Here is a 17,717-nt window from a genome sequence, read left to right on the forward strand (position 1 = left end):
TCACACGGAATCGGCCTGCGGCTCCACCGAGTCCAGCAGCCGGGCGGTGTGCACCCGCCCGGCGTACTCGACCAGCCTGATCAGCACTTCCTTTCCCGAGTCCCGGTCCCGCGCGTCGCACAGCACCACCGGCGTCCCCTGGTCCAGGTCGAGTGCCCGCGACACGTCGTGCGCCCCGTACCGACGCGCGTCCGTGAAGCAGTTGACGGCCACCACGAACGGGATGCGCCGGTGCTCGAAGTAGTCCACCGCCGGAAAGCAGTCCTCCAGCCGCCGCGTGTCGGCCAGGACCACCGCGCCCAGCGCGCCCTGCGACAGCTCGTCCCACAGGAACCAGAACCGGTCCTGCCCCGGCGTGCCGAACAGGTACAGCGACAGCCCGGACCGGATGGTGATCCGGCCGAAGTCCATGGCCACGGTCGTGGTCGTCTTCTGGTCCACGCCGCCGGTGTCATCGACCAGTTCGCCCGCCTCGCTCAGCAGCTCCTCCGTCCGCAGCGGCCGGATCTCGCTGACCGCGCCCACCAGCGTGGTCTTGCCCACCCCGAAGCCGCCCGCCACCAGGATCTTCAGTGCGAGCGCGGCCAGTTCGGCGTCGTCCTCGGGATCGGGCCCAGAGCCGGATCCGGGTCCGGGTCCGGGTCCGGGAACCGAATCCGGGTCCGGGGCCGGTCCGGCAGTTCGGTCGTCATGCTGTCCCATCAAAGCGCTCGCAATCCCTCGATGACTTCACGCAGAATCCGCTCGTCCGGCAGTTGTGCGGGCGGTACCGGTCGGCTGACCTTGACGTGCCCGCCCTCCAGCAGGTCCCCGAGGAGCACCCGCACCACCCCCACGGGCAGATCGGCGTCGGCGGCGAGTTCGGCCACCGACTGCGTCTCGGACCGGCAGAGTCCGAGCAGTGCCCGGTGTTCGGGGCCCAGCAGGGACTCGGCCGCCTCGTCCGTGCCCGCCGGGTCGACCGCGACCAGCGCGATCAGGTCGAAGCGGACCCCGTGGGGTCCCGGCTTCGTACGCCCGCCGGTCATGGCGTACGGACGGACGAGCGGGCCCGCGTCGGCGTCGTACCACTGGCCGTTCATGTACCGGACCGCCGCCCTCAGCCGGCGGCCGGCGGGCGCGCCGCGAACCTGGGCGGGGTGTAGAGGTGCTCGCCGACCCGCTTCACCAGACGGGCCATCTCGTAGGCGATCAGGCCGATATCGGCACTGGCGGCGCTGAGGACGGCCAGGCAGGATCCGTCGCCGGCGGCCGCGACGAAGAGGAAGCCCTCGTCCATCTCGACCATCGTCTGGCGCACGCCCCCGGCGTGGAAGTGCCGGCCCGCGCCCTTGGCCAGGCTGTGGAAGCCGGAGGCGACCGCCGCCAGGTGCTCGGCGTCCTCCCGGCTGAGCGCGCTGGAAGCCCCGACCGCCAGGCCGTCGTTGGAGAGGACCACGGCGTGCCGGACCTCGCGGACGCGGAGCACCAGGTCGTCGAGCAGCCAGTCCAGTTCACCGGACCTGCGGACGCCGTCGAGGTCGATTCTTTGGTGTTCGATCATCACACTTCTCCTTCGCTGCCTGCGTGGGGGGAGTTCTCCTGGGCGCCGCGGACCCAGCCGGCCCGGTAGGCCGCCATCCGGTCCCGGGCCTGTTCCGGACTGCGGCCCGGCGGCTCCTCGCGGAGGCGGGACGCGGCCGGGTCCTTCGGCGCGGGGGCCTCCCGGAGCTGGGGGACGAGGCTGGCCTGGCGCACCCGGCGCGGCAGTTCCGTCACCGAGGCCCGGGGCGCCGCGGCGGCCGGGGTACGGGCCACCGCGCCGCCGGGGGCGCGCGGCCGCAGCGAGGCCACCGGGGCCGGACGCGGCTCCTCCCGTACGGGCTCCGGCTGCGGGTCCGGGCCCGGTTTCGGCTGCGGTTGCGGCTGCGGGTTCCGGGCCGGGTTCGGCCCCTGGGCCGGGGCCGGAGTCGACGGCTCCGGGCGGGGCGCCGGGTCGGATGCGGGGGCTCCTGCCGTGATCGCGCCCTGGAGCATGGAGTTCGGCAGGAGCACCACCGCGGTGGTGCCCCCGTAGGGCGACGTACGCAGGTGCACCTTCACCCCGTGGCGCGCCGAGAGGCGGCTGACCACGAACAGCCCGAGCCGGTCGCTGTCGAAGAGGTCGAGGGACTCGGACTGCTCGATGCGCCGGTTGGCATCGGTCAGGGATTCGCGGCCCATGCCGAGCCCGCGGTCCTCGACCTCCAGGACGTACCCGGCGCCTACGGGTTCGCCACTGACCCTGACCTTGGTGTGCGGCGGGGAGAACTGGGCCGCGTTCTCGATGAGTTCGGCGAGCAGGTGGGTGAGGTCGGCGACGGCGCCCCCGACCACGGCGGCCTCGGCGAGCTGACGGACCTCGATCCGCGGGTAGTCCTCGATCTCGGAGACGGCGGCCCGTACGACGTTCGTGAGGGGGACCGGCATCCGCCAGGCGCGACCCGGGGTGGCCCCCGACAGGATGATCAGACTTTCCGCGTGGCGGCGCATCCGCGTGGTCAGGTGGTCGAGGCGGAAGAGGTCGCCCAGCTCGTTCGGGTCGTCGGCGCGCCGTTCCATCGAGTCGAGCAGGGTGAGCTGCTTGTGCACGAGGACCTGGCTGCGGCGGGCGAGGTTGACGAAGACGCCGGAGACGCCGCTGGCGAGCTCCGCCCGCTCGACGGCGGCGCTGAGCGCGGCCCGGTGGACGGTGCCGAGCGCTTCGCCGACCTGCGTGATCTCGTCCTCGGCCGGCGGCCCGGGCGGGGTCTCGGCGTCGACGTCGATCTCCTCACCGGCGCGCAGCCGTTCCATCGCCTGCGGCAGTTTGCGCTCGGCGATCTCCAGGGCGGTGTTGCGCAGCGAGACGAGTTCGACGACCAGGGCCCGGCCGATCCGGACCGAGATGACGAGGGAGGCGGCAACGGCCGCCAGGCCCAGCAGCACGGCGGCCCCGGCCGGGCTGAGCGCCCCCTCGGCGAAGGGGCCGGCCCGGTCGGCGGCCGCGGCGTGCGCGGCCTCCTCGATCTCCCGCATCGAGGAGGCGATGCCGCTGTGGGCGGCCTCCCATCCGGCGGGCGCCCCGCGGCCCTCCTTGGACGTGCCGGAGCCCAGCGCCCGGTCCTCGGCGCCGGTGAGGTCGGCGTAGGCGGCGCTCTTGGCCGCGGACTGCCAGGCGGCCTGCTGGGCGGCGGGGAGGTCGCGGGCCGCGGAGTCGGTGAGCGCGCGGCGGGACTCGACGGCGCCGGTCAGCTGTCGAAGCGTTTCGGCGGTGCGCGGGCCGGGTGCGGCGAGCAGCGCGTCCTCGCGGGACAGCAGTTCCGCTGCGCGGGCGAATTCGAGCAGGACCCGGGCGTCGGGACCGAGTTCGGCTTCCTCCCCGCCGGTCAGGGCGCCTGCGACGGCGAACGCGGAGTCGACCACGCGGGTGTAGATCGCGTAGGCCGCCTCGGGGGTGGCGCGGCGGTCGGCGATGTCCTTGCGCGACGAGCCCAGGCCTTCGGCGGCGGCGACGAAGGCCTCCAGCCGGACCACGATGTCGGAGGTGTACTCGCCGGAGTCGGCGACCGTGTGGCGCTCCCCCAGCCGTAGCCGCTGGACGGCTGTGTCGGTGCGGCGGGCCTGCTGGTCCAGGGCGCCCGGGTCGGCGGCGGGGTCGGCGAGGAGACGGACGGCGGCGCGCCGTTCGGCCTGGAGCTCGGCGACGGCGGCGGAGACGGGGGTGCGTATCTCGGCGTCGACCTGTTGGACGCGGCTGAGCCGGGCCAAGTCCTGGGCGGTGTTGACGGTGGCGAAGGCCCAGAGGGCGAGGAGCGAGACGACCGGGACCATGAGCAGCGAGACGATCTTCGCGCGCACGGTGGCGGGACGCAGCCGCAACCGCATCCGGGGTCCGCTCTCGTGCGGCGCGGCCGGGTGGGGCCGGCCGGCCCGGAGGTCCGCCGGTTCCTCGGCGGGCGGCCCGGCGTGGGCCCGGCGGCCGCGTGCCGGGGGCGCGGGCAGTCGCGGCGCCGCTGCTTCCGGTTTTTTGCGGGGTGTTCGCATGGGCTCCTCGTTCCGGGGCGGTGCCTACGGGTGCGGTGCGGCCGTGGGGTGATCGCGGGGGTCGGATGATCGCGGGGGTGGTGGGCGGTATGCGGCGGTGCACGGATACGGATACGGGAGGGGCCGCGGCGGTGCGCGCCGCGGGTCCGGCCCGTTCAGGGGGCGGGCACGGTGCGTTCCCCCAGGGGGCGGGCGGAAGCGGGGGCGCCGCGTTCGGCGACCGTCGGGGAGAGCGCGACGAAGGCGGCGGTGATGAACAGGTACGAGCCCAGCCCGACGGCGAGCGGAAAGATGAACTGCATGGCCGTGGCGCCGGGCAGGGCCGTGTCCGCCGGGCTGACCCTGACGGCGACGGCCGTCATCCCGGTGTAGTGCATGCTGCTGACGGCTGCGCCCATGACGAGCGAGGCCACGGCGACCGCCACCGGTGACTTGATGTTGAGCGCGGCCCACAGGGCGGCGGTCGCCGCGATCACGGCGATGGCGACGGAGAGCGCGACGGTGAGCGGGTCGTACGAGACTTCCCCGTGCAGCCGCAGGGCGGCCATGCCCAGGTAGTGCATGCTGGCGACGCCGAGGCCGGTGGTGAGGCCGCCCAGTACGAGCGAGCGACCGCGGTCCTTGCCGTAGCCGACGGCGAAGACGCCGGCGCCGACGACCACCATGGCGACGAGCAGGCTGAGGATGGTGAGCGGCACGTTGTAGTGGATCTCGGTGCCCGTGACCTCGAAGCCGAGCATCGCGACGAAGTGCATGGTCCAGATGCCGGTGCCGATGGCGGAGGCCGCGGTGAGGAGCCAGTTGCGGCGGGAGGCTCCGGTCGCGGCGAGCGCGCGGACGGTGCAGCGCAGCCCGAGGGCGGCGCCGATCGATGCCATCACGTATGACAGCGCGGGTGTCAGCCCCCCGTAGGCGGCGTGGTCCAGATGTCCCAGGTGTCCCATGGCCACCGGACGCTAGTCCGGGTGTGGGCGCGAACAGGGGGCGCATTTCGAAAGCAGCTGGAACTGCTGGAATATGACAGAGCTACGTTCATCTCCGATCACACCACGTGCCAGCTTGCACACGGCCCGCAGGCCCTCGGGCGGGTGCCGGTGGGGGATCATGGGCGCATGAGCGAAGACCAGACACACGTGCAGGAGTTCTTCGGGGCACGCGCGGCCGACTGGGACCGCAAGTTTCCCGGGGACGGGCCCGCCTTCGCCACCGCCGTGGCCGAGTTCGGACTGCGCCCCGGGGACCGGGTGCTCGACGCGGGCTGCGGCACCGGGCGGGCCATGACCGCGCTGCGGGCCGCCGTCGGACCCGCCGGGATCGTGCTCGGCGCGGACGTCACCCCGCAGATGCTGGCCGCCGCGCGACGGGCGGGGCGGGACGCCGGGGGCGCCTTGCTGCTCGCCGACGTGGCACGGCTGCCGCTGCGGGACGAGGTGCTCGACGCGGTGTTCGCCGCAGGACTCATCGCCCACCTGCCCGACCCGGCGGCGAACCTGCGCGAACTCGCCCGGGTGGTCCGCCCCGGTGGCCGGCTCGCGCTCTTCCACCCGATCGGGCGAGCGGCCCTGGCCGCGCGACACGGCCGCGAGCTGACCGACGAGGACATGCGGGCCGAGCACAACCTCGGCCCGTTGCTGACCGGTTCGGGCTGGGACATGACCTCGTACGCCGACGAGGACGACCGTTTCCTGGTGCTCGCCGCACGTCACCCCTGACAAACGCCCGTACGTCGGCCCCGCGCCCGGGATCCGCGGAGGTACCCGGGATCAGGCCGGAGGCTGGGCCTCGGCTCCGGCGGGCCGGCGGGGATGCGGAACGGGGCAGCCACCCGAGCCGGGCACGGGGAAAGTGCCGAGCTCACCCACGTCGTAGCCGTCGGGATAGCCCTTGATCTCCGGGTTCTGGCGGGCGTAGTGCGGGGCCCGGCGCGGGGGCAGCAGCCGGACCGCCCGGCCGCGCATCCACAGGGCGCCCTGCACCAGCCGCCGGACCGGGCGGCGCGGGGACGCGTACCGGAAGGCGTTCAGCAGCGACTCGTCGAGGAGGGCGAGGCTCCCACGCCGCACGGCGGGGGCGAGCGGCGCCGGGTACCACGAGGCCATCAGGTCCAGAGTGGAGTCGGCGACCTTGCGGGCGCCCTCGTCCCAGCCGAAGTGGGCCTCCTCGTAGGCGTTCAGGGTGGCTTCGAACTCCTCGTAGGAGCCCGGGATGTCCGTGATGCCCATGTGACGGCCGAGGGTGGCGTAGTAGTTCGCACTGGCCCGGCGCTCGTGGTGGGTCAGCGGACGCCAGCCGTACGCGTCCAGCCAGCGCGCAGGAATCACCACGAAGGTGCACAAGACGTATCTCATGTCCTCGTTGGAAATGTCGTAACTGCGGTGCATCTGGTTGACACGGCGGATCGCGGTGCGCGCGGTGTCGCTCTCGAAGCCGTGCTCGACGACCGCGTCCAGCAGCAGTGCGGTGTCGTCGTAGCGCTTCTGGGTCCGGTCGGTGAACTCGGCCGTCTCGGCCAGCAGGCCACCGATGCTCGGGACGGCATAGGTCCGGAACAGGGCGAGCTCCAGGGCGCGGGCGAAGTCCCACGGGAACTCGTAGGTGGCGGTGAGCCGGTAGATGGCGAGGAAATCCTTGTCGGGGTCGAGACGGAGGATCTCCCTCAGCCGGTCGTAACGCTGCACCGGGTGTCCCTTTCTGTGGCGGGTTCCCAACTCTACGTGCAGGTAGCGACCTTGGAAATCGTCACCCGCAAGCTCTCGACGGGCGGGTTACCGGCTGGTTAAGGTGCGCCGACGAGAGAGCTACCAGGAGGCCAGGTGTCCGACGACGAGGGTGGCGGCTCGCTGTACGTGCTGACCGCTGTGCTGCTGACCCCGGCGCAGTTCCCCAGCATCCTGGGCGACGACTTCCCCGAGGCCTGCTCCCTGCTGGGAGTGGCACCGAGTGGGGACGGGTACGGGCTGGTGCTCGGCCAGGACGAGGAGGGTGCGCGCTGGACGGTCGTCGTGGACGACGTCTCGCTCGTGGCCGCGGCCATCGCCTCCTGGGACTGCGGAATGGAATACGACCTGTCCCCGGACGAGCGGACCATCGTGGTCTCGCTGGCGGGCTGGCCGCTGGATCTGTCGGTGGCCGCGTCGGGGATCCCGGAGCCGCACGATCCGGAGCAGGGCGCGGACGGTACGGGGCGGGTGCCGCTGGCGCCGCCCTCGGCGGAGGCGTGGGGTCCGGTGCAGCGGCGGATGGGCGCGGACCAGATCGCACGGGAGTGGGCGGACTGGAGCGAGCGCGTGGCCACGGACGGCGGTGCGGCCGCCGCCGCGCACCCCGGGCTCGCGCGGGCGCTGGAACAGGCCGTGGGGTACACGAAGACCCCGCCGCCGCCCGGCCGCGTGCGGTCCTCGTTCGCCGGCGAGGGGGCCCGGACGCTGCGGGTGGACGGGCCGGGCTGGTCGCTGGTGGCCCGGACCGGCGAGGCGGCCTTCGTGCTGCTGGACGAGGAACCGAGCGAGGTGCTCACGGTCCCCCACGAGGGGGATTCCGACCTGCCGGACCTCCCGGACCTGCTGACGGCTCTGGACCGCATCGCGCTCCGCCCGTCGTGAGCACGCGCGGCGAGCACCGGCCCACCCGGCCGGGCCTCCCGCGATGCCGGGCGCAGTGGACGACGGCGCTGATCCGCGATGAATACCGACCGGTACGGCGGCTCCCGACTTCCGGGCGTCGGCCGTTCCGGCCCGCCATAACCGAAACGTATCGGCCAATGGGACTGAAAATCGCTCTGGATCCCTTTCCTCCGGAATGATCGAATCGGCCAGTCACGCGGCTCAAAGGGTGCGCACCTCGCCCCCGCGGCCCATTCCACGACGGAGGCCATTCTTGAATTCCATGTCCTACCTGGACCTGCACCGGGAAGTCGCGCAGGACATCGACGCGGAGATCGAAACCGCGCTGGAGCGGCTCGGCCCGCTGGCGAGCACGACCAGGAACTCAGTGGCCAAGCTCTTGGAGCACCGCAAACTGAGACATCCTCTCTCGGTGCTGCCGCTGCTCACGCACGCCATAGAGACCGGAAATCCCCGGCCGGCCGTTCCGCTGTCCGCCGTGCACCTGCTGTGGTGGACCTCGGCCTGCTACCTCGACGATCTGGCGGACGCCAATGGCGCGTCCATCTCGGGTGAGCTCACCGAGAACGAAGCATTGCTCGCATCCGTCATCACAGGAAACTCGCTCCCCATTCAGATCCTCCTGTCGCAAGATCTCCCGGAGCCGGCGCGCAGCGCGCTGATAACCGAGATCCTGAACGGCTGGATCATCGGCGTCGACGGCCAGATCGACGACATGCGCGGGGACATCTGCAGCGCCTCGCGGAAATCGGTCGTCGAGACGTATCGCGGCAAGTCCGGTGCACCGTTCGGAATGATCACGGCCATGGCGGCGATATTATCGGGGACAACGGCCGAGAAGGTCGAGCTGTGGCGGGAATTCGGTTATGTCTTTGGCATCCTGTGGCAGATCTTCAACGACCAGGAAGACATTCTGTCCGGCCGGGACGAAGACCTGCTCAACGGCACGGTCACCTATCTGCTCGCCTCCGTCATCGAGGACGCCTCCCCCGATTCCCGGGAGCACCTCCTCGGCCTGTGCGCCGCCGCCGGACGCTCGCATCAAGCCAGATCGGAACTCGCGGGCCTGCTGCGGACGCCGACCGCCCTCGACCGGTACCGGGCGGAGATCGACGCGTTCCGCGCGGAGGGATACCGCATCCTGGACGAACTGGGCGGCGACGAAACCTATTTGCCGGTGCTCCGGCACCTCGTGGACCACGCGTCCCAGATGCTGCTCGAAGCAGACCTCGCGCCGGTCGCCGTGAGCGGCGCCGCCTGACCCGGCCGCCCGGGCGGGCCGCACTCTTCGGGCGCTTCGGGCGCCACCGCCACCCCCACCGGGCGGGCCCACCCGGAACTCCCGCCCCGCGGCCATGCCTGCCGGGCTCCGCGCAGAAGCCGGAGCCCGGGCAGGAACCCGGACAAGAGCCCGCAGAAGAACTACGTCCGCGCCGCCGTCAGCGGCTGATCTGCTTCCTGGATATACCCCGCAGGCGACGCCGCTGGGAGGAGTCCAGCAGAAGATACGCAGCGGCCGGCACGCCGATCAGGACCAGCAGCCCCGCCCAGAACCCCACCGTCCAGAACAACACGATGGCTGCCACGACTCCGGCAACCGCGACTTTTCCGCTCGTGGACATCTGCGGACACCTCCTTCTGCCGTCGACCACTACCCCCTCAACGCGCCGCCGCGACCCCGCGTTCCCCGACGCCCGAACGGTCTTCGAAGTGACCCGGTTCACGGCCCCGCTCCCGTCGTCGGACGCTGTCGGTGGGGTAGCCTCGGCCGCCCCGTACCAGGTAGTCAAGTTTGAGGAATGCGTGCTCTCCGAGATCTCCGACCTCATCCACCACTCCGCCGTGTTTCTTCCCGCCGACCCGGCCCGCAGCGGCCGGATCGCCCTGTGGCGGGCCGACGGCGAGACCCCCGACGCCCACATCGACGCCGCTGCCGCTGCCCCCAACACCCGCATCGGCATCGGCATCGGCGTCGGCCGTTTCGAGCAGCTCACGGTCATCACGCCCGACCTGCGACGGGCCACCGTGACGGCGCTCGTCCTGTCCGTCGACGAAGCCCTGCCCCTGCTCACCCGCACCCGGTCCGCCGCAGCCGACGACGACGCCGACGCCGAGGCCGACACCACTACCACCACCGCCGCCGCCACGGCCGCGGCGTTCTGGGGCGCCGCGGCGCTGCTCGCGCTGCGCTTCGCCGCCCGCGGGCAGCTCCTGCCAGGCCTGAGCCCCGCCGGCCACGACGCCTGGCGGATCGGGCCGCTGGAGGCCGCCGACCTCGACGAGGTCCGCGAACTGGCCGCCGCCATGCCGCCCGCCGCCCACTGCGTACCGCTCGACGCCGACGGGCCGCCCCGGCTGCCCGCGCCGGAACCACTGCTGCGGGCCTTCCTCGACGCCGTCGCCGACACCCTCCCCCGCTCCCCCGCCGCCCCCACGGCCGCCCGTGGGACCGCCTTCGCCGCCCGCCCGCCGCACCTCCACCCCGAGCTGCGCGACTGGGCCGCCGAGGTGGCCGCCGGCCATGACGCCGGGGTGCGGATCTCCCTGCGGATCGAGCTCGACCGGCCCCTCGACCCCGAGGCGGAGGAGGACCCCGACCGGGCTCCCGAAGCCGCTCCCGCCTTCCGGGCCGTCCTCCAGATGCACAGCCTGGCCGACGCCGCCCTCGTCGCCGACGCCGCCGACGTGTGGGCCGGATCCGGAGCCGCCGCGGCCGCGTTCCCGCCCGGCGCCCGGATGGACGCCCTCCGCGCCCTGCGGCGCGCCGCCCGGCTGTGGAGCCCGCTCGGCCCGCTGCTGGGTGCGGCCGTCCCGGACGCCGTCGAACTCGCCGACGAGGAGGTCACGGAGCTGCTCGGCGAAGCCGCCGCCGCCCTGGCCGCGGACGGGGTCCGGGTGCACTGGCCGCGCGGCCTCCTGCACAACCTGAGCGCCCGCGCCGTCCTCGGGTCCCCCGACACCGCCGAAGGCGCCCGCACCACCGAGGGCTACCGCAGCACCGAAGGCGCCCTCCCCTCCGGCCTGCTCTCCCCCGGCGGCCTGCTCTCCTTCAGCTGGCGCCACGCCCTCGGCGACCAGGGCGACCTCACCCGCGCCGAGCTCGACCGCCTCGCCGAGGCGAAGCGCCCCCTGGTCCGGCTGCGCGACCGGTGGGTCCTGGTCGATCCGGCCGAGGCCCGCCGGGCCCGCGCCCGCCAGGACCGCAGGATCGTGGCCGCCGACGCGCTGGCCGCCGTACTCACCGGGTCCGCGGAGATCGACGGCAAGCGGGTCGACGTAGAGGCGACCGGCCCGCTGGAAGCGCTGCGTGCTCGCCTGACCGCGGACCCGCAGGAGGCCGATGTCCCCGGCGCGCCGCCGGAGCTGCGGGCCACCCTGCGCGACTACCAGCTGCGCGGCCTGCGCTGGCTGGCCCGGATGACCTCGCTCGGCCTCGGCGCCTGCCTCGCCGACGACATGGGCCTCGGCAAGACCGTCACCCTCATCGCGCTCCACCTGCACCGCAACCGCCCACGGCCCGAGGCCCCGGCCACCGCCGGCCCCACCCTGGTGGTGTGCCCGGCCTCGCTGCTGGGCAACTGGCAGCGGGAGATCGAGAAGTTCGCACCCGGCACCCCCGTACGCCGCTTCCACGGCCCGGGCCGCAGCCTGGAGGGGCTCACCGGGGGCTTCGTCCTGACCACCTACGGCACCATGCGCCTGGACGCGCCCGAACTCGCCGCCGCCCGCTGGGGCATGGTGGTGGCCGACGAGGCCCAGCACGTCAAGAACCCGCGTTCCTCCACCGCCAAGGCGCTGCGCACCATCCCGGCCCCGGCCCGGGTGGCCCTGACCGGCACCCCCGTCGAGAACAACCTCTCCGAGCTGTGGGCCGTCCTCGACTGGACCACACCCGGGATCCTGGGCCGCCTCGGCACCTTCCGCTCCCGCTACGCCGATCCCGTCGAGAGCGGCCGCGACGCGCAGGCCGCCGCCCGCCTGGGGGCGCTCGTACGGCCGTTCCTGCTGCGCCGCAAGAAGTCCGACCCCGGCATCGCTCCCGAACTGCCGCCCAAGACCGAGACCGACCACACCGTCGCCCTCAGCCGCGAACAGGTCTCGCTCTACGAGGCCGTCGTACGCGAGACCCTCGCCGCTGTCGCGGAAGCGGACGGCATGGAGCGGCGCGGTCTGGTGGTGAAGCTGCTGACCTCCCTCAAGCAGATCTGCAACCACCCGGCCCACTACCTGCGGGAGCACAGCCCGGCGGAACGCGGCGCCAAGGACCCGAAGGACCCCAAGGACCCCGGGGGCCCCGGCGGCATCGGCGGCGGGGCCCGCTCCGGAAAGCTGGAGCTCCTCGACGAACTCCTCGACACGATCCTGGCGGAGGGCGGCTCGGCCCTCGTCTTCACCCAGTACGTGGCGATGGCCCGGATCCTGGAGAAACACCTCGCCGGGCGCGGGATCGCCTCGCAGCTCCTGCACGGCGGAACGCCGGTACCGCGCCGCGAGGAGCTCGTCGACCGCTTCCAGGCGGGCGAGGTGCCCGTCTTCCTGCTCTCCCTGAAGGCCGCCGGCACGGGCCTGAACCTCACCCGGGCCGGGCACGTCATCCACTACGACCGCTGGTGGAACCCGGCCGTCGAGGAACAGGCCACCGACCGCGCCTACCGCATCGGCCAGACCCAGCCCGTACAGGTCCACCGGATCATCGCCGAGGGCACCGTCGAGGACCGGATCGCACAGCTCCTGGAGCGCAAACGCGCCCTCGCCGACTCCGTCCTCGCGGGCGGCGAGGGCGCGCTGACCGAACTGACCGATGCCGAACTGGCCGAACTCGTGGCGCTGCGCCCGACCGCGGGCGGGGAGTGAGCGATGAACACCCGAGACCGAGACCCGTACGAGAAGACCTTCCCGGCCCTGCCGCCCGCCCCCGCCCGCGGCCTCGCCCGCACCTGGTGGGGCCATGCCTGGCTGCGCGCCCTGGAGGACAGCGCGCTCGACGGGACGCAGGTCAAGCAGGGGCGCCGGTACGCGCGCTCGGGCGCGGTCGGCGCCGTCTCGGTGCGGCCCGGCGGGCTCACCGCGGTGGTCCGCGACCCGGACGGGACGGCGCACCGGACGGACGTGCTGGTACAGGAGTTCACGGGGGCCCAGTGGGACCGTCTGTTGGGGCTGGCCGCCGCCGAGGCGGGGTACATCGCGGCGCTGCTCGACCGGGAGGTGCCGCCGGAGCTCGCCGAGGACGCGGCGGCCGCCGGGGTGGAGCTGCTGCCCGGCATAGGGGACCTGGATCCGCGCTGCGACTGCGGCGAGTGGGACCACTGCCCGCACACGGCCGCGCTCTGCTACCAGGTGGCCCGGTTGCTGGACCAGGACCCCTTCGTGCTGCTGCTCCTGCGGGGCCGGGGCGAGCGGGAGCTGGTGGACGAGCTGGAGGAGCGCAGCGCGGCGGAAGCACAGGCTCCGCAGGCGCCCGCCGACGAGGGGGTCCCGGCGGCGGAGGTCTTCGCGGCGGGGCGCATCCGGCCCGCCCTGCCCGGCCTCCCGGCCCTGCCGGAGGCTCCGGGCCAGCCGCCGACGCTGGATACCGAGGCCGATCCGGAACCGCACCTCGACGTGGACGCCGTGGAGTTCCTGGCGCAGGCGGCAGCGGCCGAGGCCTACCGGCGGCTCACGGAGGCGCTGGCTCCGGGCCACGCCGATCGCGCCCCGACGGCCCCGCTCACGGTCGCCGAAGACGCCGTACGACTCACGGCCGAGGCCGGTGACTTTCGGGTACGGTCCCGCCTGACGGCGGCTACCGGCCGCAGCCGGGCCGATATGGAACTGGCCGTACGGGCCTGGGGCTTCGGCGCGGCCCCGGGCCTCGCGGCGCTGGAGGACGACTGGACGCCGGACCGGAGCACGCTGGCCCGGGCCCGGGTGGCCCTGGCCGCGGCCTGGGCGGACGCGGAGGCTCCGGTGCTCCGCCGGGTCCGCGCCCGCTGGACGGAGGCGGGCACCGGCCGCCAGCTCCGGCTGGGCCGGGAGGGGCGCTGGTGGCCGTACCACCGCGAGGGGGACCGGTGGATCCCGTCGGGTCCGTCGGCCCCGGACCCGGGCTCGGCGCTGGAGGCGGATCCCGCGCAGTCAGGTTTCGGCCCGCACGGGCCGACGTAGGACCGGCACCATCGGCCGACGCACCGCTTGCCGCGCCCCGGTGCCGGGACGACGATGGGGGCGCTCCGCACCGCGGAACCACGGGAGGGTGACATGGGCGATCCGTCGATGGCGCTGCCGGGCGGGGCCGATCCGGCCGCGCGCACCCGCGAACTACGGGGGCCCATGCCGTTTTCACCCGGGACGGCCGGGTAGAGGGCCCGGTCCGGGCGGTCATCGCACGGTCCTGGCGGCGGTGCGCGCGGGCCCGGCTCAGCCCGGAGTGCGCACCCCGGGTGGAGTTCGCGGAGCCGGAGCTGCGGTCGTACCGCGACGAGCACCGGCTGGCTCGGGTGATGCCGCTGTTCCGGGATCTCGTCGGGGAGTTCGCCGCGCACGGGGCGCATCTGCTGGCGGTGTGCGACGCGCGGGGCAGCCTGCTGTGGGTGGAGGGCGAACCGGGCACCCTGCGGCGGGCCGAGGGCCTCGGCTTCGTCCCGGGTGCGCGCTGGGCGGAGACGGTGATGGGGACCAACGCCCCCGGGACGGCGGTCGCGACGGGCGAACCCGTGCAGGTCTTCGGGGCCGAGCACTTCAGCCGCCTGGTGCACCCGTGGACCTGCGCGGCGGCCCCGGTGCGGGATCCGCGGACGGGCAGGGTGCTGGGGGCGGTGGACATCACCGGCGGCGACGGCCTCGCCCACCCGCATTCCCTCGCCTTCGTGCAGGCGGTGGCCCGGGCGGCAGAGGCCCAGTTGACCCTGCTCGAACCAGACCCGCCCGCCGCCAAGGACACCCTCGCGGCGCTCGGGCAGGACGAGGCGCTGCTGGTCACCGGCGGCCGCAGGGTGCGGCTGGGGCGCCGGCACAGCGAGATCATGGCGCTGCTCGCGCACCATCCCGAGGGCCTGTCGGGCGAGGAGCTGGCGATCGCCCTGTACGCGGACGAGTCGGTGTCACCGGTCACGTTGCGCGCCGAGATGTCCCGGATCCGGGCCCTGCTGGGGCCGTCGGGGCCGCTTTCCCGCCCGTACCGCACGGCCGGCCCGGTGGAGGCGGATTTCACCGTCCTGACCCGGCAGTTGGCCGCCGGGGCCGTGTCGGCGGCCCTCCACCACTATCCCGGGCCCCTGCTGCCGGCCTCCACCGCTCCCGGCATCGTCCGGTTGCGCCGCCGGATCGAGGACCAGGCGCGGGCGGCGGTGATCGCGCGGGCCGATGCCGGACTGCTGACGGACTGGGTGTGCAGCCCGTGGGGCGCGGAAGACCCGGAGGCGTGGCGGGCGCTGGCGGCGGCGCTGCCGCCGGAACGCCGTCCGGCCGCGCTGGCCCGCGTACACGCCCTGGACCGGGAGCTCGGAGTGCACCCGGGGCCCCGCGGGCGGCGTGCAACGTATCCGCAACCTCCGCGCTCCTAGCCTCCGTCCGAGCGCTGTCCGACGGCGGCCGGCGCCCGGCGAGGGGAGGACCTCATGGCCCGTTACGCTGCGCCCGGTACCGAGGGGGCGCTCATGTCGTACGCGCCCCGCTACGACCACTTCATCGGCGGCGCGTACGTCCCGCCCGTCCGCGGCCGGTACTTCGAGAACCCCTCCCCCGTCGACGGCCGGGTCTTCACGGAGATCGCGCGGGGGACGTCCGAGGACGTGGAGCGGGCGCTGGACGCGGCCCACGCCGCCGCGCCCGCCTGGGGGCGTTCCTCGGTCACCGAGCGGTCCTCGGTCCTGCTGCGCATCGCGGACCGGATGGAGCAGAACCTCGAGGCCCTCGCGGTCGCGGAGACCTGGGAGAACGGCAAGCCGGTGCGGGAGACCCTGGCGGCCGACCTGCCCCTGGCCATCGACCAGTTCCGGTACTTCGCGGGCGCGCTGCGCGCACAGGAGGGCGCGCTGAGCCAGATCGACGACGACACCGTCGCCTACCACTTCCACGAACCGCTGGGCGTGGTCGGGCAGATCATCCCGTGGAACTTCCCGATCCTGATGGCGGTGTGGAAGCTGGCCCCGGCGCTGGCGGCCGGGAACACGGTGGTGCTGAAGCCCGCCGAGCAGACCCCCGCGTCGGTGCACCACTGGCTGGGGCTGGTGGCGGACCTGCTGCCGCCGGGCGTGGTCAACATCGTGAACGGCTTCGGGGAGGAGGCGGGCAAGCCGCTCGCGTCCAGCCCGCGGGTGGCGAAGATCGCCTTCACCGGGGAGACCGCCACCGGGCGCCTGATCATGCAGTACGCGGCCGAGCACCTGAAGCCGGTCACCCTGGAACTCGGCGGCAAGAGCCCGAACCTCTTCTTCGACGACATCTGGTCGACGGACGACGACCTGCGCGACAAGGCCCTGGAGGGCTTCACCATGTTCGCCCTCAACCAGGGCGAGGTGTGCACGAGCCCCTCGCGCGCCCTGATCGAGCGGGGCCGGTACGGGGACTTCCTCGACGCGGCCGTGGCCCGCACCGAACTGATCGTGCCCGGGCACCCCTTGGACACGGACACGATGATCGGCGCTCAGGCCTCCGAGGAGCAGCTGAAGAAGGTCCTGTCGTACGTGGAGATCGGCCGACGGGAGGGCGCGAAGATCCTCACGGGCGGCGAGCGGCAGCAACTGGAGGGCGACCTCGCGGGCGGCTTCTACGTCCAGCCGACCATCTTCGAGGGCGACAACCGCATGCGGATCTTCCAGGAGGAGATCTTCGGGCCGGTGGTGTCCGTGACCTCCTTCCAGGACTTCGACGACGCCGTCCGGATCGCGAACGACACGGCGTACGGCCTGGGTGCGGGCGTCTGGACCCGGGACATCAACACCGCCTACCGCGCGGGCCGTGCGATCCAGGCGGGCCGGGTGTGGACGAACTGCTACCACGCGTATCCGGCACACGCGGCCTTCGGCGGCTACAAGCAGTCCGGCATCGGCCGCGAGACCCACAAGATGATGCTGGAGCACTACCAGCAGACGAAGAACATGCTGGTCAGCTACTCCCCCCAGAAGCTCGGCCTCTTCTAGAACACTGAAGTCCGTCGCCTGGAGAGGAGTTGCCCTCTCCAGGCGACATCGCAGTTCGTTCCGGACCAGTCACGATCAAGGCTCGTGTCCCGCAGTCCGCGCCAACAGCACCCTCACGTCGGCTTCGGCCTTGACGAACGGCGCTTGATCGAGCCGCAGCACGTAGCGCACGCGCGCCCATGTCGACGACGTCGCTGTGCTGACAGGGTCGCCGAGGCGGGCGATTGCTGCGTGGCCCGTGCGTGCGGGGCCGCGATCACCGGCTATGTGAAAGATCATCACGTGTGGCCGCCGGTTTGGGTGTGCTCCGGGGATCGGCATTCTCGGTAGCGTGACCATCTGCTGCATGGGGCGTCCATGTGTCCGGCTGGTCCGAGCCGGGGCTTTCGACGGAGAGTGATGAGGCTGCAATGAGTGAACTGACGAAGCCCAAGGTCGACGTTCCGAAGGGTGACCCTCCTACCGAGCTGACCATCCGGGACCTGGTCGTCGGGGACGGGGCTGAAGTGAAGCCGGGCATGGTGGTCAGGGTCCACTATGTCGGGGTGACCTTCGAGTCCGGGAAGGAGTTCGATGCCTCCTGGGACCGGGGCCAGCCGTTCAAGTTCCCCCTGGGCAGCGGCAGGGTCATCAAGGGCTGGGACCGGGGGGTGCGGGGGATGAAGGTCGGCGGTCGGCGCGAGATCATCGTTCCCCCGCGTCTCGGCTACGGCAATCAGTCGCCCTCGCCGTTGATCCCGGCGGGCTCGACCCTGGTCTTCGTGGTGGACCTGCTCGACTCGTATTCCAGCACTGCCGGGTGGAGCAAGGCCGGGTGACCCTAAGGGCTGTCCCGTAATCCCCGGTGGGCGCACGACGACAGCTACGGCACCTCGCTGCGTTGTCGGAACGCCCGAATACGCACAGTATGAGGACGCTCCTCCGCCTTGCG

General features: G+C 73.2%; 14 protein-coding genes and 1 pseudogene. 8 read left to right on the forward strand and 7 right to left on the reverse strand.

Annotated elements, in window-relative coordinates:
* The 5 genes from ACGFZK_RS15225 to ACGFZK_RS15245 all read right to left on the reverse strand — a co-directional run bounded on the left by ACGFZK_RS15225 (position 1) and on the right by ACGFZK_RS15245 (position 4,979).
* Positions 1-702, reverse strand: coding sequence for an ATP/GTP-binding protein (locus ACGFZK_RS15225; RefSeq protein WP_393849321.1), 702 nt, complete (start codon positions 700-702; stop codon positions 1-3).
* Positions 702-1,082, reverse strand: coding sequence for a DUF742 domain-containing protein (locus tag ACGFZK_RS15230; RefSeq protein ID WP_351156820.1), 381 nt, complete (start codon positions 1,080-1,082; stop codon positions 702-704). The genes ACGFZK_RS15225 and ACGFZK_RS15230 overlap by 1 nt, the downstream gene beginning before the upstream one ends.
* A gap of 17 nt (positions 1,083-1,099) precedes the next feature.
* Entirely contained in the window at positions 1,100-1,543 is a 444-nt protein-coding gene (locus tag ACGFZK_RS15235) for a roadblock/LC7 domain-containing protein (protein ID WP_393849322.1), read from the reverse strand.
* Complete coding sequence (locus ACGFZK_RS15240) at positions 1,543-4,044, reverse strand: nitrate- and nitrite sensing domain-containing protein (RefSeq protein ID WP_393849323.1); 2,502 nt, start codon at positions 4,042-4,044, stop codon at positions 1,543-1,545. Before ACGFZK_RS15240 ends, ACGFZK_RS15235 begins: the two co-directional genes overlap by 1 nt.
* A 155-nt stretch (positions 4,045-4,199) precedes the next feature.
* Positions 4,200-4,979: an MHYT domain-containing protein gene (locus ACGFZK_RS15245; protein ID WP_393849357.1), complete on the reverse strand. Its 780-nt coding sequence runs from the start codon at positions 4,977-4,979 to the stop codon at positions 4,200-4,202.
* A gap of 177 nt (positions 4,980-5,156) precedes the next feature.
* On the opposite strand from ACGFZK_RS15245, the gene ACGFZK_RS15250 reads away from it, so the two are divergent.
* On the forward strand, positions 5,157-5,756 hold the full coding sequence (locus tag ACGFZK_RS15250) for a class I SAM-dependent methyltransferase (protein ID WP_393849324.1): 600 nt from the start codon (positions 5,157-5,159) through the stop codon (positions 5,754-5,756).
* 51 nt (positions 5,757-5,807) lie between these two features.
* On the opposite strand, the gene ACGFZK_RS15255 is transcribed toward ACGFZK_RS15250, so the two are convergent.
* A complete protein-coding gene (locus ACGFZK_RS15255; protein WP_393849325.1) occupies positions 5,808-6,722 on the reverse strand; it encodes an oxygenase MpaB family protein in 915 nt (304 codons plus the stop codon).
* 135 nt (positions 6,723-6,857) lie between these two features.
* Between ACGFZK_RS15255 and ACGFZK_RS15260 the strand changes: the two genes are divergently transcribed.
* On the forward strand, positions 6,858-7,646 hold the full coding sequence (locus ACGFZK_RS15260) for a hypothetical protein (RefSeq protein WP_393849326.1): 789 nt from the start codon (positions 6,858-6,860) through the stop codon (positions 7,644-7,646).
* A 283-nt stretch (positions 7,647-7,929) separates the two neighbouring features.
* Complete coding sequence (locus ACGFZK_RS15265; RefSeq protein ID WP_393849327.1) at positions 7,930-8,928, forward strand: polyprenyl synthetase family protein; 999 nt, start codon at positions 7,930-7,932, stop codon at positions 8,926-8,928.
* Positions 8,929-9,106: 178 nt separating this feature from the next.
* Here the strand turns inward: ACGFZK_RS15265 and ACGFZK_RS15270 are convergent, their stop codons facing one another.
* Positions 9,107-9,289 (reverse strand): hypothetical protein, encoded by a 183-nt coding sequence (locus ACGFZK_RS15270; RefSeq protein WP_393849328.1) that lies wholly within the window; start codon positions 9,287-9,289, stop codon positions 9,107-9,109.
* Positions 9,290-9,470: 181 nt separating this feature from the next.
* Here ACGFZK_RS15270 and ACGFZK_RS15275 point away from each other — a divergent pair, with 181 nt between their 5' ends.
* From ACGFZK_RS15275 to ACGFZK_RS15295, 5 genes and pseudogenes are all read left to right on the forward strand, one after another.
* Positions 9,471-12,521, forward strand: coding sequence for a DEAD/DEAH box helicase (locus ACGFZK_RS15275; protein ID WP_393849329.1), 3,051 nt, complete (start codon positions 9,471-9,473; stop codon positions 12,519-12,521).
* A 3-nt stretch (positions 12,522-12,524) separates the two neighbouring features.
* On the forward strand, positions 12,525-13,811 hold the full coding sequence (locus tag ACGFZK_RS15280; RefSeq protein ID WP_393849330.1) for an SWF or SNF family helicase: 1,287 nt from the start codon (positions 12,525-12,527) through the stop codon (positions 13,809-13,811).
* Between the two features lie 93 nt (positions 13,812-13,904).
* Positions 13,905-15,208, forward strand: a pseudogene (locus ACGFZK_RS15285) (GAF domain-containing protein).
* Positions 15,209-15,262: 54 nt separating this feature from the next.
* A complete protein-coding gene (locus tag ACGFZK_RS15290) occupies positions 15,263-16,786 on the forward strand; it encodes an aldehyde dehydrogenase family protein (protein WP_393849331.1) in 1,524 nt (507 codons plus the stop codon).
* Between the two features lie 410 nt (positions 16,787-17,196).
* The gene (locus ACGFZK_RS15295) at positions 17,197-17,604 is read left to right on the forward strand and encodes an FKBP-type peptidyl-prolyl cis-trans isomerase (RefSeq protein ID WP_393849332.1); all 408 of its coding nucleotides are present in this window, start codon (positions 17,197-17,199) and stop codon (positions 17,602-17,604) included.
* The last annotated feature ends 113 nt before the right edge of the window (positions 17,605-17,717 follow it).

Origin of the sequence: Streptomyces sp. NPDC048257, assembly GCF_043201855.1 — a bacterium.
GTDB lineage: Bacteria > Actinomycetota > Actinomycetes > Streptomycetales > Streptomycetaceae > Streptomyces.

Excerpts from the sequence above, each read along its gene's own strand:
- ACGFZK_RS15250 (WP_393849324.1), top strand. The coding sequence starts at position 5,157 with ATGAGCGAAGACCAGACACACGTGCAGGAGTTCTTCGGGGCACGCGCG.
- ACGFZK_RS15265 (WP_393849327.1), top strand. The coding sequence starts at position 7,930 with ATGTCCTACCTGGACCTGCACCGGGAAGTCGCGCAGGACATCGACGCG.
- ACGFZK_RS15280 (WP_393849330.1), top strand. The coding sequence starts at position 12,525 with ATGAACACCCGAGACCGAGACCCGTACGAGAAGACCTTCCCGGCCCTG.
- ACGFZK_RS15270 (WP_393849328.1), bottom strand. The coding sequence starts at position 9,289 with ATGTCCACGAGCGGAAAAGTCGCGGTTGCCGGAGTCGTGGCAGCCATC.
- ACGFZK_RS15240 (WP_393849323.1), bottom strand. The coding sequence starts at position 4,044 with ATGCGAACACCCCGCAAAAAACCGGAAGCAGCGGCGCCGCGACTGCCC.
- ACGFZK_RS15290 (WP_393849331.1), top strand. The coding sequence starts at position 15,263 with ATGGCCCGTTACGCTGCGCCCGGTACCGAGGGGGCGCTCATGTCGTAC.
- ACGFZK_RS15295 (WP_393849332.1), top strand. The coding sequence starts at position 17,197 with ATGAGTGAACTGACGAAGCCCAAGGTCGACGTTCCGAAGGGTGACCCT.
- ACGFZK_RS15225 (WP_393849321.1), bottom strand. The coding sequence starts at position 702 with ATGGGACAGCATGACGACCGAACTGCCGGACCGGCCCCGGACCCGGAT.
- ACGFZK_RS15235 (WP_393849322.1), bottom strand. The coding sequence starts at position 1,543 with ATGATCGAACACCAAAGAATCGACCTCGACGGCGTCCGCAGGTCCGGT.
- ACGFZK_RS15230 (WP_351156820.1), bottom strand. The coding sequence starts at position 1,082 with ATGAACGGCCAGTGGTACGACGCCGACGCGGGCCCGCTCGTCCGTCCG.